This window comes from Sphingomonas sp. BRN-1R (assembly GCF_057748035.1).
In genome coordinates, this window is sequence record NZ_CM173236.1 from 1614084 (window position 1) to 1631054 (window position 16971).

Here is a 16971-nt window from a genome sequence, read left to right on the forward strand (position 1 = left end):
CGCAACGACACCGCGCCAACTGAAAATCAGGCGTGCCCCCCGCTCGCTCACGTCAGTCGACGTCCTCCACCTCTACCGTCTCGCCGGTCACGCGCTGCGACAGTGCGGCGGCCATGAACGAATCGAGATCGCCGTCGAGCACGTCGGACGGACTGGTCGAAGTGACGCCGGTGCGCAGGTCCTTCACCAGCTGATATGGCTGCAACACGTAGGAGCGGATCTGGTGGCCCCAGCCGATATCGGTCTTGGTGGCGTTCTCGGCATTGGCAGCCGCCTCGCGGATCTGCAACTCGCGCTCGTACAGGCGCGCGCGGAGCTGGTTATAGGCTTCCGCCTTGTTCTTGTGCTGCGAACGCTGGTTCTGGCACTGTACGACGATGCCGGTCGGGATGTGCGTGATGCGCACCGCCGAATCGGTGGTGTTGATGTGCTGGCCGCCCGCGCCCGATGCACGGTAGGTGTCGATGCGCAGATCGCTTTCGTTGTATTCGACCACGATATTGTCGTCGATCACCGGATAGACCCAAACCGAGGAGAAGCTGGTGTGGCGGCGCGCCGCGCTGTCATACGGGCTGATCCGCACGAGCCGGTGGACGCCGCTCTCGGTCTTGGCATAGCCGTAAGCGTTCTCGCCCTTGAGCAGCAGCGTGGCCGACTTGATGCCCGCCTGTTCGCCGGCATGATAGTCGATCAGTTCGACCTTCATGCCATGCCGCTCGGCCCAGCGCGTGTACATGCGCTGGAGCATGCCCGCCCAGTCCTGACTCTCGGTGCCGCCCGCGCCCGAGTTGATCTCGACATAGGTGTCGTTGCCGTCCGCCTCGCCCGACAGCAGCGCCTTGACCTTGTCGATCTGCGCGCGGTCGGACAGAGCGGCGAGGGCAGCAACGCCCTCGCTCTCCATCTCGGCGTCACCCTCCGCCTCGGCCATCTCGATCAGCTCGGCGGTGTCGCTCAGTTCGGTCTCGATCGCCCGCGTCGCGCCGATCGCCTCGTCGAGACGGCGACGCTCGCGCATCACCTCCTGCGCGGCCTTGGCGTCGTTCCACAGCGTGGGATCCTCGACACGCGCGTTCAGCTCGTCGAGCCGGCGAAGCGCGCGGTCCCAGTCGAGGAACCGCCGCAGCAACGCAAGCGAATCCTTGATCGAATCGATATGTGCCTGCGCTTCGGCGCGCATGAGGGTAACTCCAAAGTCTTTACGTCGCCCGGCGGGAGCCGGGACCGCTATGTAGTGTGGCAAGCCGCGTGCACCAAACGCAGCGACCCGGGCCTACGCCGGGGCGGCGCGCTAGTAAATCCCGCCCTGCTGTTGCAGGAAGTCACTGTCCTTGCGCTGGTCGGTGGATTGCGCGGCCTGTGCCGCCTTGGCCCGCGCGGCAGCGGCGGCCGCAGCGGCGGCGGCGGCTTCCTCGGGCGTCTGGCGATGGAACACGCGGCGCGGCTCGCTTTCCGGCTTGAACGCTTCCCAGATCACCGGCGCCTTGGGGTCGGCGGTCGGCCATGCGCCGTACACCGGCTTGCCCGAGGCGCGGTCGATCCGCACCATGCGGATGCCCGGTGCGGCGCGGAACGGCACCTTGGGCAGGCCGTCATACGCCTTCAGCGCGAATTCCTTGAAGATCGGCGCGGCGATCGTGCCGCCTTGCGCGTAACCGCCAAGCCCGTGCGGCGTGTCGTAGCCGATATAGAGCCCGCCGATCATCTGCGGGGTGCCGCCGATGAACCACACGTCGGTCGGGCCGGAATTGGTGCCCGTCTTGCCGAACATCGGCCGGTCGAGATCGCGCAGCACGGTCGCGGTGCCGCGCTGGATCACGCCTTCGGTGATATGGACCATCTGATAGGCGGTCATCGCATCGACCACTTGCCGGCCGCGATTGACCGGGCGCGGCATCGCCTTGCCGTTCCAGTCGGGTCCGTTGCAGCCTTCGCAGGCATGCCAGTTCTCCGGCCAGATCACCTTGCCGTGGCGATCCTGCACGAAGTCGATCAGCGTACCCTGATGCGCCTGCCCGTGGTTCTCGAGGATCGTATAGGCGTTGACCATCCGCGCCACCGTCGTTTCGCCCGCGCCGAGCGCGAAGGAGAGGTAGGGCGGGTATTTGCCAACGCCGATCTTGTCCATCAGCGCGACGACCTTGGGCATGCCGGTTTGCGCGGCGGCGCGCACCGTCATCAGGTTGCGCGATTGTTCGATGCCCCAGCGCATCGTGTGCGGCCCCGAACCGCCTTCGCTGCCGAAGTTCTTGAAGCATTTCTGCCCGAGCCGCGCGCCCTGAAACACGCAGAACGGTCCGTCGATGATGATCGAGGCAGGTGTCATGCCGTTTTCGAGCGCGGCGGAATAGACGATCGGCTTGATCGTCGAACCCGGCTGGCGCAGCGCCTGCGTCGCACGGTTGAACGCCTGCAAGCGGAAGTCGAAGCCGCCCTGCATCGCCATCACGCGGCCGGTGGCGGGTTCCTCCACCACGAACGCGCCCGACACCTTGGGGATTGCGCGCAATGCGAACTGCCCGCCTTCGGGCGCGACCGCGATGATGTCGCCGGTCTTCAGCGCGGCGAAGGCGGTGCCGCCGACCCCGCGCACCGGCATCTGCGCGCCCCAGCGTGGCAAGCTGCCGGTCTGGCCGTTGGAGAAGCCGAGCGTCGCCGCTTCACCATCGACAGCCGTGACGATCGCGGCGCGCCAATCCTGGAAATCGAGCCCGATGTTGGTGTTGAGCAGCGCGGGCAGCCAGTTGTCGCCCGCGATTTCGACGTGTGAGATCGGCCCGGCCCAGCCGCGACCCCGGTCGTAGCGCAGCAGGCCATTGCGCAGCGCGGTCTGCGCATAATCCTGCAAATGCTGGTCGAGCGAGGTGCGCACCCATAGGCCACCGGCATAGACGCTGTACGGACCCGCGCTCGAATCCTCGCCGAACTTGTCGATCAACTGGCGGCGCACTTCCTCGACGAAATAGCCGGTGCCGGCGACTTCGGTCTTGGGCGTCTGACGCGGTACGGTGCCGAGCGGCTCGCTCTCGGCCTGGGCATATTGCCCCTGGTCGATGAAGCCGTTCTTGAGCATTTCCGACAGTACATAATGCCGCCGCGCCAGTGCGCGCTCGGCATGGCGGTCGGGATCGTAGTTCGACGGGCCCTTGGGCAGAATCGCGAGATACGCCATCTGCGCGAGATCGAGGTCGTTCAGCTCCTTGCCGAAATAGGCATAGCTCGCCGCCTCGACGCCGAACGCGTTACGCCCGAGCGCGATCTGGTTGAGGTAGAGTTCGAGGATCTGCTGCTTGGTCAGCGTATCCTCGATTCGATAGGCGAGGATCGCCTCCTTCAGCTTGCGGCTGTAGCTGTGCTCGTTGCCGATCAGCAGGTTCTTGGCGACCTGCTGGGTGATGGTCGACGCGCCGCGCGCGCGCTTGTTGCGGGCGAGATTGTCCCACAAGGCGGACGCGATGCCGGCGTAATCGACGCCGTGATGCTCGAAGAAGGTCTTGTCCTCGGCCGCGAGGAAGGCGCGCACCAGCAGCGGCGGATATTCGTTGTAGCTCAGCTCGACACGGCGTTCGCGCGCATAGCTGTGGATCGGCAGGCCATCGATGCCGCGCACGTTGGTCGGCAGCGGCGGCTCGTACACGCGCAGCTTGTCGACCGAGGGTAGATCGCGTGCGAACAACAGGAAGAACGCGGCATAGGCGATGGCGCCCAGCACGGCGAGCACGGCGAGCAGTTTCACCCACCAGCGGCCCCACGCGCGGCCGATACTGGCGCTCATCCCGCCCGCCCGGCGGCGGAGGCGGAAGCTCACGCTGGAATCATCGTCGGCCATAATCCGCGCAGGCTCTAGCAAGTTTCGCGAGCGTTGCCAGCCTTGGCGGTACGTGGAAATTTTTGCCGCCCGCTCCGGATGCGTGCTGCGGCGTCTATAATGATGGAAACGGCGCAGTCAGAACGACGCCCGTTGGCCGTTTCGACCAGCAGAATGCGGTCGAGCCTGACGCGCCCTGCCAGCTTCCCGGGGCAGGGCGCGTACGTTTCCCATCCCATTGTCGCGCCGCAAGTGTTCCTATTGGCACCGTCGAGGCACCGCGCGTGGTGCATATTCCTCGACTTCGCTCGAGACGAACGGGCGCTGGCTCACTCCGCCGAAGCGAGCCGCCGCGCGAAGTGGACGTCGACCGCCTTGCGCACGCTCTCGGCGATCGCGTGGCGACCGGCGGGCGAATCGATGAAGTCTGCGTCCTTGGGGTTGGAGATATAGCCGGTCTCGAACAGGATCGAAGGCATGTCCGGTGCTTTGAGCACCATCAGCGAGGCCATGCGGTGGAAGTTCGGCTTCATCGGCACCAGCGGCTGCGCCTCGCGGCCGAGCAGGCGGGCGAAATTGGCCGAGGAGTTCATCGTCTCGCGCTGCGTGAGGTCGATCAGGATCGAGGAGATGTCGGCCGAAGTGGAGGCGAGGTTCACGCCGGCGATGATGTCCGCCTTGTTCTCGCGCGCCGCCAGCCGCGCCGATTCCTTGTCGGAGGCGACTTCGGACAGCGTATAGACCGACGCGCCGCTCGCATCGCCTGAGCCGACGCTGTCGCAGTGGATCGAGATGAACAGGCTGGCGTGCAGCTTGCGCGCGATGCCGAAGCGTTCCTGAAGCACGATGAAGCGATCGTCCTCACGCGTCAGCGCGACGCGCACGCGGCCCGATGCGATCAGCTCGTCGCGGATCGCCTTGGCGATGCGCAAAGTCACGTCCTTCTCGCGGCGGCCGTCGGTGGGGGCGATCGCGCCGGGGTCCTGACCGCCGTGGCCGGCGTCGATCACCACCAATGGGCGGCTGGCGTCGTCGCCATAAACGCGCGGCAGGCGCAGCGTGCGGCTCGAACGCGGGATCGGCACCGCCACCTGATAGCGCCGCACGGCCTGCGTCGCCTGACCGAAGGTGAACGGCGGCAGCACGCGCACGCGCCCCCCACCGGCGGCGCGCGCGAAGGCGGCGTCGTCAACCGTGCGCAGCGCCAGCGTCAGGTCGCGGCCACCGTCGCCGAGCGTACCCTCGCGCACCACCGCCGGGCGGGCGAGGTCGAACACGATGCGCAGGCCGTCCGCGCCATGCGGTGCCTGCCGGACCGAGGTGACGATCCCGTCCGCATCGACCATATGCCCCGGCGACGCACCGCCCACATCGAGTGCGATCCGCTGCGGACGCGCGAGCAGGAAGGCGGACGCGTCGCCGACGCTGCGATCGAAATGCAGCACGATCCGGTCGCCCCGCACGTCGACCCGCTGCACCGTCGCGGCCCAGCCGGGGGTGCCGGCGAACCAACAGGCCAGCAAAGCGAGGATGAACGACACACGGCCGTAATGCCGCGTCGGCACGCGGCCGGTCCAGCGAAAAGACATTTGGGACGAGCCCCCCAGTTACGCGTTTTACTGGGATCGGCTGTGCCACGGACACGTCAGTTTACGGTGAAGCGGCAGGGTTAACCGCTCGTTCGGCAAATTCTTGCCGGTGTGTCGCGGCAGAAATGTGCCAGTTGCTGCGCACGACGCGGGATGCTACGCATGCTCGCGCACCGGAGAAGCGCTTGTTTCAGCACGATCCGGTGATCCGGTCGCCCGCGCGCTTTTGAGCGGCGACCCTCTCAGGTTGACGTTCGCATGATGCATTTCCCCACGTCCTCGCGCCGCCCGGTTTCTGCCGGCGGCTTTGCGAGCGCGCGGGGTGCCGTGGGCCATGCGCCCGGGCGTGCGATGCGAGCAGAGGCAGTTTTGCAAACCCATTGCGACAATGGTCCGGGCGCGTTTTCCGCCTGGGCCGAGCCGCTACACATTCGCGCGCGGCCAGCGCCACAGGCACCCGGACCGCGCGCCCGGAGAACATTACATGACAACGCGTATGCTGATCGACGCACGCCACCGGGAGGAAACCCGCGTGGCCGTCGTCAAAGGAAATCGGATCGAGGAGTTTGATTTCGAATCCGCCGAGCGCAAGCAGCTCAAGGGCAACATCTATCTCGCCAAGGTAACTCGCGTCGAACCGTCGCTTCAGGCGGCGTTCGTCGATTACGGCGGCAACCGCCACGGCTTCCTCGCCTTCAGCGAAATCCATCCCGATTATTACCAGATCCCGCGCGAGGACCGCGAGGCGCTGCTGCGCGAAGAGGCCGAGCATGCCGCGCAGGAAGCCGCGCTCCGCGCCCAGCAGGATGCCGATGACGACGAGGACGAGGAGTCCGAGGACGACGACATCGACGAGGATTCGGTCGAGCGGTTCGAGGATGACGGCGGCGTCGATGCCGAAGCCGCTGCCGAGCAGAGCGGTCGCCGTCGCAGCCGCAAGGGTGGTTCTGACGATGCGGTCGAGGACTTGCGCGAACGTCGCATGAACCTGCGCCGCCGCTACAAGATCCAGGACGTGATCCACCGCCGGCAGGTGCTGCTGGTGCAGGTCGTCAAGGAAGAGCGCGGCAACAAGGGTGCGGCGCTGACCACCTATCTGTCGCTTGCCGGCCGCTACTGCGTGCTGATGCCCAACACGTCGCATGGCGGCGGAATTTCGCGCAAGATCAGCAACGCGGGCGATCGCAAGCGGCTGAAGTCGATCATGGCCGAGCTGACCCTGCCGCCGTCGATGGGCTGCATCGTCCGCACCGCCGGCTTGCAGCGCACCAAGGTCGAGATCAAGCGCGACTTCGATTATCTCGCCCGCCTGTGGGACGGCATCCGCGAGACGACCTTGTCGTCGTCCGCGCCCGCGCTCGTCTATGGCGACAGCGATCTGATGAAGCGCGCGATCCGCGACATCTACAATCGCGAGATCGAGGAAGTCATCGTCGAGGGTGACGACGGCTATCGTCAGGCCAAGGAGTTCATGCGGCTGCTGATGCCGACGCATGCGCGCAAGGTGAAGCATTACAGCGACCCGGTGCCGCTGTTCCAGCGCGCCGGTGTCGAGGATCAGCTTTCGGCGATGTACCATCCGGTGGTGCAGTTGAAGTCGGGCGGTTACCTCGTCATCAACCCGACCGAGGCGCTGGTGTCGATCGACATCAACTCCGGCCGGTCGACGCGCGAGCACAATATCGAGCAGACCGCGACCGCGACCAACCTCGAGGCTGCGCAGGAAATCGCGCGTCAGCTCCGGTTGCGCGACATGGCCGGTCTGGTCGTGATCGACTTCATCGACATGGATCATTCGTCCAACGTCCGTAAGGTCGAGAAGGCGATGAAGGAGGCGCTCAAGAACGATCGCGCGCGCATCCAGGTCGGCCGCATCTCGTCGTTCGGCCTGATGGAGATGAGCCGCCAGCGGCTGCGCACCGGCGTGCTTGAAGCCTCGACGCGGCCGTGCCCGCATTGCGAGGGCACCGGGTTCGTACGCACCGCGTCGTCGGCAGGCCTGTCGGCGCTGCGGCTGATCGAGGACGAGGCCGCACGCGGTCGCGGCTCGCAGCTCACCATCCGGGCGAGCGCGGAGGCGGCGTTCTACCTCCTCAACCGCAAGCGCGCCGAACTCGCCGAGATCGAGGATCGCTACGGCGTGTCGATCGAGGTCGTGGCGGACGGCGAGCAGGAGGGCGCGCGCATGTCGGTCGAAGCGTCCGGCCCGCCGCCTGCACATCCCCCGCGCTTCGACGCGCCGATCATCGAGGTCGACGAGGACGACGATCTCGAGGAGGAAGAGGAGGAGATCGAAGCCGAGGAGGTCGAGCAGACCGACGACGCCGACGAGGGCGAGGAGCGCGAGGAGCGCAACCGTCCGGGTGAGACGCAGGCCGAGGGCGAAGCCCGTCGCAAGCGCCGCCGCCGTCGCGGTCGCCGCGGTCGCAACCGGCCCGAGGGCGAGCCGCAGGGCGAGCCGGCGGAGCAGGACGATACGGCCGAGGCCGCCGAGTCAGAGGGCGAAGTCGAAGGCGAGGAGGCTCCGGCCCGCGTCGCCGAGACTGCCGAGGGTGAAGGCGAGGGTCGTCGCCGCCGTGGTCGTCGCGGTCGTCGCGGTGGTCGCCGCAACGAAGGCGAGGGCAACGCATCGGTCGAGGCTGACGCCGAGGCTCCGGTCGCGAGCCTGGTCGACGATGCGGGTTCGGAAGGCACGATCGAGGCCGAGGCTCTGCCGGAAGCGGTCGAGCCCGTGGCCGAGCCGGCGGCGGAGGCCGCTGCGCCGAAGAAGCGCACGCGCCGTCGCAAGGCCGATACCGAGCTGGTCGCCGAAGCGCCTGCGCCGGTCGAGGTCGCGCCCGAGCCCGAAGCGGAGGCCGAAAAGCCCAAGCGCAAGCGCCGCAGCACCAAGGCGGCTGCCGAAGCCGCCGAGGCCGAGGCGCCCGTCGCTGAGGCTCCGGCCGAGGAGGCCCAGCCCAAGAAGCGTCGCGCGCCACGTCGCAAGGCCGATGCCGCACCCGCGGAAAACGCCGACGCGGCTGAGCCCGTGGCCGAGGCGACCGCCCCGGCGGCTGCTGAGCCGGCCGAAGCCCCGACCGCGATCGATCCCGATCCGGGCGAGGCGGGCACGCCGCGTCGCGGCTGGTGGCAGCGGACGTTCGGCGCCTGACCGATGCCGGCGGGGTTCCCTTCGGGGAGCCCCGCCGGAACCGCTTCACCGGTCGTTCACGCGGCCGGCCCAACAAGGAGCGTCGTGTCGATGTCTCGCCTGAAACGCCTCGTCGCCGGTGCCGCCACCGCGCTGCTGCTCTGGGCGCAGCCTGCCGCCGCGCAGTCGATCCTGCGCGATGCCGAGACCGAGACGTTGTTCAACGACATGTCGCGGCCGCTGATCGTCGCGGCGGGGTTGTCGCCCAACACCGTCAAGGTGATCCTCATCAATGATGACTCGATCAACGCCTTCACCGCAGGCGGGCAGACGGTCTATGTGAACTCCGGCCTGCTCGCCGCCGCCGACAACGCTAATCAGGTGCAGGGCGTGATCGCGCACGAGCTCGGCCACGTCGCCGACGGGCATGTCGTGCTGGCGGATGCCGGTTACCGGCCTGCGCTCGGCATCTCGATCCTCAGCCTCGTGCTTGGCATCGCCGCGATGGCGGCGGGTGCGGGCGACGCGGGTGCGGGGATCCTCGCCGCCGGGCAGACTGCCGCCGGCTACAAGGCGGCCGCGTTCAGCCGCGTGCAGGAATCCACCGCCGATGCCACCGGGGCGAAGTTCCTCCGCCAGGCCGGGATCAGCGGCAAGGGGATGCTCACCTTCTTCAAGAAGTTGCAGAGCCAGGAATATGCGGTGGGCTTGCAGAACATCGACCCCTACGCACAGAGCCACCCGCTGAGCGGCGAGCGCATCGCCGCGCTGACCGGCGACGTGGTCGCCTCGCCCGCGTACAACACCCCGCTCGACCCCGATCTGGAGGAGCGGTTCAAACGCGTGAAGGCCAAGCTGCTCGGTTTCGTGTCCGATCCCAAGACCACGCTCAACGTCTATCCCGCCAGCGATCAATCCGAATATGGCCATTATGCGCGAGCCTATGCGTGGCACAAGGCCGGCTACCCCGACAAGGCCGATGCCGAGACGAAGGCGCTGCTGGCGATCAAGCCGCACGATCCGTATTTCCTCGAAGTGCGCGGGCAGATCCTGCTCGAAGCCGGCAAACCGCGCGACGCGCTTGCCCCCTTGCGCGAGGCGACTGATCTCACCCGCACCGCGCCGTTGATCGCCACCACGCTCGGCCACGCGCTGATCGCGACCGAGGACAAGCAGTATATCCCTGAGGCGGTGAAGGTGTTGCGCTCGGCGGTGGCGCGCGACGACGACAATCCGTTCGCCTGGTATCAGCTCGGCACCGCCTACGAGCTGTCCGGTGACGAGCCGCGCGCGCTGCTCGCCTCGGCCGAGCAGGCGAGCCTGACCGGCGATGTGCCGCGCGCGGCCTACAGCGCCAAGGCGGCGATGGCCGGACTGCCGCCCAACAGCATCGACTGGGTGCGCGCGCAGGACATCGCGATGACGTCAATGAACGACATCGAAGACAATCCGAAGAAGTATAAGAAGCGCCGATGAACCGACTGACTTTGATACTGACCGCGCTGCTCGGCGCGTTGCTGGGCGGTGCCGTCGTGCTGTGGGGCTCGAGCCGCCTCGCGCCCGCCGGCGATCAGGCGCGGATCGAGCAGGTCGTCCACGATTATCTGCTGTCGCATCCCGAGGTGCTGCCCGCCGCGATGGACGCGCTGCGCGACAAGGAACACGCCAAGACGATCGCCGACAACCGCGCCGCGATCCTCGAGCCCGTCGGCAGCGCCTGGGCGGGGAGCGCGCATCCCGATCTGACGATCGCCGAATATTACGATTATAATTGTGGCTATTGCCGCGCCAGCCTGCCCGCGATCGCGCAATTGCTGGCAAGCGACCCCAAGCTGCGCATCGTGTTCCGCGAATTTCCCGTGCTGGCGGAGTCGAGCGCGACCGCCGCGCGGATGAGCCTCGCCGCCGCCGAGCAGGGCAAGTTCAAGCCGTTCCACGACGCGCTCTATGCCGGCGGGCAGGTCAGCGATCAGACCATCGCCGCAGCCGCCAAGGTAGCCGGGGTCGATACCGCCAAGGCGGCCGCTTTCACGCCGCGTGCCGATGCCGAAATTGCGTCGAACATGGGCGTCGCGCGACAGCTCGGGCTGACCGGCACGCCGAGCTGGGTGATCGGCAACCATGTCGTATCCTCCGCATTGCCGTTGGAGACATTGCAGAAACTGGTTGCGCAGGCGCGCGCGGGCGAGTGAGCCGGCGTCAGGCGGCTGTTCCGCAGGCGACGACCTCCTGCGGCGTACCGTCGTTGGCGGCAGCACGTCGCTCGGCGCGCTGCTCGGCAATCATCTGTTCCCAGAATGCCTCTTCCTGACGCGCGCGCTCGGCGCATTCGCGTGAACGACGCGCGAGGATGATCATGTCTTCCAACTCCATCATGCCCCTTTCTTCCGATCTGGAGGTATCTGGCGGGTGTAACGCCTCCTGTCAGGCTTAGACGCAGCTAACCGGAGGTTAAGCATCCGTCCTGTTGCAGACGCGGGACGAAAGGAGTCGCCGCGGCATCGTGGTATCTTCGGACGCGCCCGTTGCGACGGCGGAGCGGCGTTCCTATCTGCGCCACGCAAGGGGACCTACATGCAACCGATCCTGTCCGTCCGGGGCGTCTCGAAGACCTACGCCTCGGGCCACCGCGCGCTCGAACCCGTCGATCTGGATATCAACAAGGGCGAAATCTTCGCGCTGCTCGGGCCGAACGGCGCGGGCAAGACGACGCTCATCAGCATCATCTGCGGCATCGTCACGCCCTCCACCGGCACCATCACGGTGATGGGCCACGATGCGCAGCGCGATTTCCGCGCCGCGCGCAGTGTGATCGGGCTGGTGCCGCAGGAACTGTCGGTCGACATGTTCGAGACGGTGCTGGCGAGCGTCCGCTATAGCCGCCGCCTGTTCGGCAAGGCGGGTCATGACGCCTATATCGAGGAGGTGCTGCGAGACCTGTCGCTCTGGGACAAGCGCGGCGCGCGCATTCGCGAACTGTCCGGCGGGATGAAGCGCCGCGTGCTGATCGCCAAGGCGCTCAGCCACGAACCCGACGTGCTGTTCCTCGACGAACCGACCGCCGGTGTCGACGTTGCGCTCAGGCGCGACATGTGGAAGCTCGTCCACAAGCTGCGCGCCAAGGGCACCACGATCATCCTGACCACGCATTACATTGAGGAGGCCGAGGAGATGGCCGACCGCGTCGGCGTGATCGACAAGGGCCGCATCATCCTGATCGAGCAGAAGACCGAATTGATGAAGAAGCTCGGCAAGCGCCAGATGCTGATCTCGCTTCAGGAGCCGCAGGCGGCGGTTCCGGCGGAGTTGGCCGAGTGGCACCTGTCGCTGGAGGATGAGGGGCGCACCTTGCGCTATGTGTTCGACGCGCAGGCGGAGCATACCGGCATCCCCTCGCTGCTACGCAAGCTCGCCGAGATAGGGATCGGCTTCAAGGATCTGGAGACGAGCAAATCGTCGCTGGAGGACATTTTCGTCGACCTGGTCGAGCGCAAGGAGCAGGCGGCGTGAGCGGTCACATAGCACCGTTCGCCGTTCGCCCCGAGCGAAGTCGAGGGGCAAGCGCTACGCGAGGTGTCTCGACTTCGCTCGACACGAACGGCTTGGGGAAGGTTCTGGCATGAGCGCAGGCATCAACACGCACGGCGTCTGGGCGATATACCGCTTCGAGATGGCGCGTTCGCTCCGCACGATCTGGCAGAGTATCGCGACGCCGGTCATCACCACCTCGCTGTATTTCGTGGTGTTCGGCGGTGCGATCGGCTCGCGGATGAGCAATGTCGGCGGGGTGGGCTATGGCAGCTTCATCGTGCCTGGCCTCATCATGCTGTCGCTGCTGACGCAGAGCATCTCGAACGCGTCGATCGGCATCTACTTCCCCAAATTCACCGGCACCGTGTTCGAACTGCTCTCCGCGCCCGTCACGGCGATGGAGATGGTGGCGGGGTTCGTGGGCGCGGCGGCGACCAAGTCGATCGTGCTCGGGCTGCTGATCCTCGCGACTTCGGCGCTGTTCGTGCCGCTCCACGTCGCGCATCCGCTGGTGATGATCGCGTTTCTGGTGCTGACCAGCGTGACGTTCAGCCTGTTCGGCTTCATCATAGGCATCTGGGCGAACGGGTTCGAACAGCTTTCGGTGGTGCCCGCGCTGCTCATCACGCCGCTGACGTTCCTGGGCGGATCGTTCTACTCGATCGACATGCTGCCCGCGCCGTGGCGGACGATCAGCCTGTTCAACCCGGTCGTCTATCTGGTGAGCGGGTTCCGATGGAGCTTCTTCGACCGCGGTGACGTGAGCATTGGCGTAAGCCTGGGCGTGACGGCGGTGTTCATGGTGGCGTGTCTGGTGGCGATCGCGGTGATTTTCAGGACGGGGTGGCGGTTGAAAGCATAAGCGAGCGGCGCAAGCTGCGCCGCGGTCGCGCAGCGACGCGCAATGCCGGCCGGCGCGGGCGACGCCCGCGTCCGACGTCATGGGATTTACTCCCATGACTGCCTGCTGATCCGCCCAGCGTCATCCCAGCTCGCGCTGAGATGACGACTGAGTACCTAGATTACGCACCCCTCGCACCCTCGCGTCGCCCCGGCGCAGGCCGGGGCCGTTGTGTAATCTGGCGAGCGTGTGGCCCAAACGCGGCGGCCCCGGCCTGCGCCGGGGCGACGGGGTAAGCTGATCGCCCACCATGCCCGCCACGGGCAAAGCCCGTGTCGTCGGACGCGGCTGTGCCGCGCCGGCCGGCGGTTCGCGTCGCTGCGCGGGCGCGGCTCGCTCCCTACCGCATCACCGGCAACGTCACCTTGGACCCCGCGCACACCCGCTGCGTCGCCTTCGCGAAATCCGCCGGTCGCGCGCGCATGATGTTGGGCACGAACGTCTGCGGGTTGCGGTCGATCACCGGGAACCAGCTCGACTGGACCTGCACCATGATGCGGTGGCCCTTCTGGAAGACATGGTCGTGGTCGCGCAAAGCGACGTCCCACGCCACCACCTTGTTCGGCACGAGCGCTTTGGGACTCACGTCGCTGGCGAGGAAGCGTCCACGCCGTACCTCCATCGCGATCGGCCATTCGTAGCCGTTGAGCTGACGCGGATACGCGCCGAGCGGGGCCTCAGAGTCGAACTGCTGATAGTTCTGCGGCAGCACGTCGATCAGCTTCACCACGAAATCGCTGTCGGTGCCGCTGGTGCTCGCCATCAAGGTCGCGGCGAGCTTGCCGGTGACGGTAAGGTCGCCGGCAAGCGGTGCGCTCACCCAGCTCAGCACGTCGGGACGGTGGTCGACGAAGCGCTGGTCGGCGCTCTCCCACCAGCGCCATTCGGGGCGCGGATAGGTCGGCGAGATCGGGCGCTCGCGGAACGGCACCGGGTTGGCGGGATCGGACACGTAATCGCGGCACGCCTCACCCTTGGCGGGGGCGGTGAAATCGAGCGTGCCATTGGCGTGGAGGAACAGGTTCGTCGGCGTGGCTCCCGAAGGCGGCCAGTGGCGGTAGGTTTTCCAAACATTCGAGCCCGATTGCAGCATCTTCGCCTCGAAGCTCGGCCGCTCGCCGGTGCCGTGCAGCCAGTAGCGGAAGAACGGTGCCTGGATCTGATCGCGGAACTCGGCGCCGGTGTCGCGGCCGAGCGGGATGTTGCCGAGCATGTCCATTTTGCCCTGCCACGTCCCGTGCGCCCATGGCCCCGCCACCATCTGCGCGAGGTGATCGGGGTCGTTGGCCTGTTCTTTCGCGTAGATCTGCCAGCTTCCCCACGGATCTTCCTGATCCCAGAAACCGGCGACGTTGAGCGTCGGCACCGTCGTCTTGCCGAGCGCGGCGGTCCAGTTCTGGCTGGTGTAGAAACTGTCGTGGTTGGGGTGATCGAGCAGCGCGTTCAACATCGGCACGCTGCCCTTGAAGTAGAGCTTGTCGAGGTTCTCGACCGCGCCGAGCGCGAGGAACCACTCGTAGGTGTCGACATTGCCGTAATCGAACGGCTTGTTCTGCGTCTTGTCGACTTGGAGCGAGGACACCCAGTCGGCGGTGTAGCTCAGCCGTAGTGCGCCGTTCCTGTGGAGATCGTCGTTCTGCCAGTAATCGATCCACGCCGCCTGCGGGCTGACCGCCTTGAGCGCGGGATGCGGGCGGACGAGCGCGACGGCGGCGGCGAAGCCGGGATAGGAGACGCCCCACATGCCGACCTTGCCGTTGGTGTCGGGCAGGTTCTTCACCAGCCATTCGATCGTGTCGTAAGCGTCGGTCGCTTCGTCGGTCGCCCTGGGGTCGTTCGGGTGGACGGCGGTGGAGAGCGTGAACTGCCCGTCCGATCCGAAGCGCCCGCGCATCGACTGAAAGACGAAGATATAGCCATCCTTGACCAGCGAGGCCCATGACGGCGGCACCTTTCCGGGCGCGGCCGAGGGCACGCCATAGGGCGTACGCTGGAGCAGGATCGGCAGCGGCCCGCTCCGCCCGCGCGGGCGGACGACGACAGTCTCCATCTTCGCGCCATCGCGCATCGGCACCATGATCTTCTCGAACGTGAAGGGCGCCTCCTGCGCCGCCCCTGCAACGGGTGCCGCCTGCGGGCGTGCCGCGACCAGCGCGGGCAGGGCGGCCGCGGCGAGCAGCGTCAGGATGGTCAGGCGCATTGCAGTCTCTCCCCGTTTGAACGAGACCCTAGCCGTCGCGGTGCGCGTGCGTAAAGCGGTGCCAAGTGGTTATCAGAAGGGGGACGTTATGACGGACATCGCGTGTCGGCCGGTTCGGCTCGACGATGCGGCGGATATCGCGGCGATCTATGCGCACCATGTGTTGCACGGCACCGGCACGTTCGACACCGAGGTTCCCGATCCGGCGACATGGCCGGAGAAGATCGCCGGGATCGTCGCACGCGGCTGGCCGTTCCTGGTCGCCGAGCGGGAAGGAGCCGTGATCGGCTATGCCTACGCGGCGCAGTTCCGGGATCGTGCGGCGTACCGGGTGGCGTGCGAGGACAGCATCTACATCGCCGAAAGCGCGCGCGGTATGGGCGTGGGCACGCTGTTGCTCGGCGGGCTGATCGCAGCGGCACCGGCGGCGGGCTTCCGCGAGATGATCGCGGTGATCGGCGGGCCCGAGCCCGCCTCGGTCGCGCTGCACGCGCGACTCGGGTTTCGCGAGGTGGGGCGGCTGTACGGGGTCGGGGTGAAGTTCGGGCGGACGCTCGACGTGCTGTTCATGCAGCGGAGTGTTTGAGGCGGAGGCCAAACACGTCATGCCAGCGAAAGCTGGCATCTTCCCGTGCGGATCGCGCGCTCCGCCGCGGGAGACCCCAGCTTTTCTTGGGGTGACGCATGAGGGGAGCGCCCGTCGCCCCGGCGAAGGCCGGGGCCGCTGCATACGTTGGCGAGACGGTCGCCCCATCGGCGCTCGTCCCGGCCTCAATCAAAGCCACCTACGCGCGAGCGTTACGCCCTAACACGCTGCGGCCCCGGCCGTCGCCGGGGCGACGGCGTATCAGATGCGGTGTTCGCCCTTCACCCAGCGTACCGTGCCCGAGGAGGCGCGCATCACCACGCTGTCGGTGGTGAGCACGCCGCCCTTGCGCTTCACCCCGGCAAGCAGCGAGCCGTCGGTCACGCCGGTCGCCGCGAAGATGCAGTCGCCCTTGGCGAGCTCGGTCAGGTCGTACTGCTTGTCGAGATCGGTCACGCCCCATTTGGCCGCGCGGGCGCGCTCGTCGTCGTTGCGGAACAGCAGCCGCCCCTTGAACTGACCACCGACGCAGCGCAGCGCCGCCGCCGCCAGCACGCCTTCAGGCGCGCCGCCCGAGCCCATGTAAATGTCGATGTTCGTATCGGGATTGGTGGTGGCGATCACGCCCGCCACGTCGCCGTCGCCGATCAGCATCACGCCGCAGCCGAGCGCGCGCAGCTCGGCGATCAGCTTCTCGTGGCGCGGGCGGTTGAGCACGCAGGCCATGATCTTCGACGGATCGACGCCCTTGGCGGCGGCGAGCGCCTTGACGTTCTCGCTCGGCGACTTGTCGAGATCGATGATGTTGTCAGGATAGCCCGGGCCGACCGCGATCTTGTCCATGTACACGTCAGGCGCATTGAGCAGCATGCCTTCCTCGGCGATCGCCAGCACGGCGAGGCTGTTGGGGCCGGCGGTGGCGCAGATCGTGGTGCCTTCGAGCGGGTCGAGCGCGATATCGATCTTCGGCCCCTTGCCGATCGCCGAGCCGACCTTCTCGCCGATGTAGAGCATCGGTGCTTCGTCGCGCTCGCCCTCGCCGATCACGACCGTGCCGTCCATGTAAAGCTCGTTGAGCGCGGTGCGCATCGCATCCACCGCCGCCGCGTCCGCCGCCTTCTCGTCGCCATGCCCGATCAGCGGGCCGCAGGCGATCGCCGCCGCTTCGGTCACGCGGACCATTTCGAGGACGAGGACGCGGTCCAGGACGTTGCTGACGGTCGACATAC

Annotated in this window: 12 protein-coding genes; 6 read left to right on the plus strand and 6 right to left on the minus strand. The window is 67.1% G+C overall.

Annotated features, from left to right (window positions below; all coding sequences use genetic code 11):
* Positions 1-52: 52 nt before the first annotated feature.
* From prfB to AC3ANX_RS07365, 3 genes are all read right to left on the minus strand, one after another.
* A complete protein-coding gene (gene prfB, locus AC3ANX_RS07355; RefSeq protein WP_488336339.1) occupies positions 53-1180 on the minus strand; it encodes a peptide chain release factor 2 in 1128 nt (375 codons plus the stop codon).
* A 111-nt stretch (positions 1181-1291) separates the two neighbouring features.
* Entirely contained in the window at positions 1292-3829 is a 2538-nt protein-coding gene (locus tag AC3ANX_RS07360; RefSeq protein WP_488336340.1) for a penicillin-binding protein 1A, read from the minus strand.
* 308 nt (positions 3830-4137) lie between these two features.
* On the minus strand, positions 4138-5397 hold the full coding sequence (locus AC3ANX_RS07365; protein ID WP_488336341.1) for an N-acetylmuramoyl-L-alanine amidase: 1260 nt from the start codon (positions 5395-5397) through the stop codon (positions 4138-4140).
* A gap of 484 nt (positions 5398-5881) precedes the next feature.
* On the opposite strand from AC3ANX_RS07365, the gene AC3ANX_RS07370 reads away from it, so the two are divergent.
* The 3 genes from AC3ANX_RS07370 (at position 5882) to AC3ANX_RS07380 (ending at position 10716) form a co-directional block, all read left to right on the plus strand.
* Positions 5882-8545, plus strand: coding sequence for an Rne/Rng family ribonuclease (locus AC3ANX_RS07370; RefSeq protein ID WP_488336342.1), 2664 nt, complete (start codon positions 5882-5884; stop codon positions 8543-8545).
* A gap of 90 nt (positions 8546-8635) precedes the next feature.
* Positions 8636-10000 carry a M48 family metalloprotease gene (locus tag AC3ANX_RS07375; protein ID WP_488336343.1) on the plus strand — a complete coding sequence of 455 codons (1365 nt, stop codon included), beginning with the start codon at positions 8636-8638 and terminating at the stop codon, positions 9998-10000.
* Positions 9997-10716 carry a DsbA family protein gene (locus AC3ANX_RS07380; RefSeq protein ID WP_488336344.1) on the plus strand — a complete coding sequence of 240 codons (720 nt, stop codon included), beginning with the start codon at positions 9997-9999 and terminating at the stop codon, positions 10714-10716. The genes AC3ANX_RS07375 and AC3ANX_RS07380 overlap by 4 nt, the downstream gene beginning before the upstream one ends.
* A 7-nt stretch (positions 10717-10723) precedes the next feature.
* Here the strand turns inward: AC3ANX_RS07380 and AC3ANX_RS07385 are convergent, their stop codons facing one another.
* Positions 10724-10900, minus strand: coding sequence for a hypothetical protein (locus AC3ANX_RS07385; RefSeq protein ID WP_488336345.1), 177 nt, complete (start codon positions 10898-10900; stop codon positions 10724-10726).
* A 198-nt stretch (positions 10901-11098) separates the two neighbouring features.
* On the opposite strand from AC3ANX_RS07385, the gene AC3ANX_RS07390 reads away from it, so the two are divergent.
* Positions 11099-12034, plus strand: a complete 936-nt coding sequence (locus AC3ANX_RS07390; protein WP_488336346.1) for an ABC transporter ATP-binding protein — start codon at positions 11099-11101, stop codon at positions 12032-12034.
* A gap of 109 nt (positions 12035-12143) precedes the next feature.
* Entirely contained in the window at positions 12144-12917 is a 774-nt protein-coding gene (locus AC3ANX_RS07395; protein ID WP_488336347.1) for an ABC transporter permease, read from the plus strand.
* A gap of 379 nt (positions 12918-13296) precedes the next feature.
* Here AC3ANX_RS07395 and AC3ANX_RS07400 read toward each other — a convergent pair whose 3' ends face one another.
* Positions 13297-15156, minus strand: coding sequence for a CocE/NonD family hydrolase (locus tag AC3ANX_RS07400; protein ID WP_488336348.1), 1860 nt, complete (start codon positions 15154-15156; stop codon positions 13297-13299).
* An 88-nt stretch (positions 15157-15244) separates the two neighbouring features.
* On the opposite strand from AC3ANX_RS07400, the gene AC3ANX_RS07405 reads away from it, so the two are divergent.
* Positions 15245-15742 carry a GNAT family N-acetyltransferase gene (locus AC3ANX_RS07405; RefSeq protein WP_488336349.1) on the plus strand — a complete coding sequence of 166 codons (498 nt, stop codon included), beginning with the start codon at positions 15245-15247 and terminating at the stop codon, positions 15740-15742.
* Positions 15743-16003: 261 nt separating this feature from the next.
* On the opposite strand, the gene glpX is transcribed toward AC3ANX_RS07405, so the two are convergent.
* Positions 16004-16969, minus strand: a complete 966-nt coding sequence (gene glpX / locus AC3ANX_RS07410; protein ID WP_488336350.1) for a class II fructose-bisphosphatase — start codon at positions 16967-16969, stop codon at positions 16004-16006.
* Positions 16970-16971: the final 2 nt, after the last annotated feature.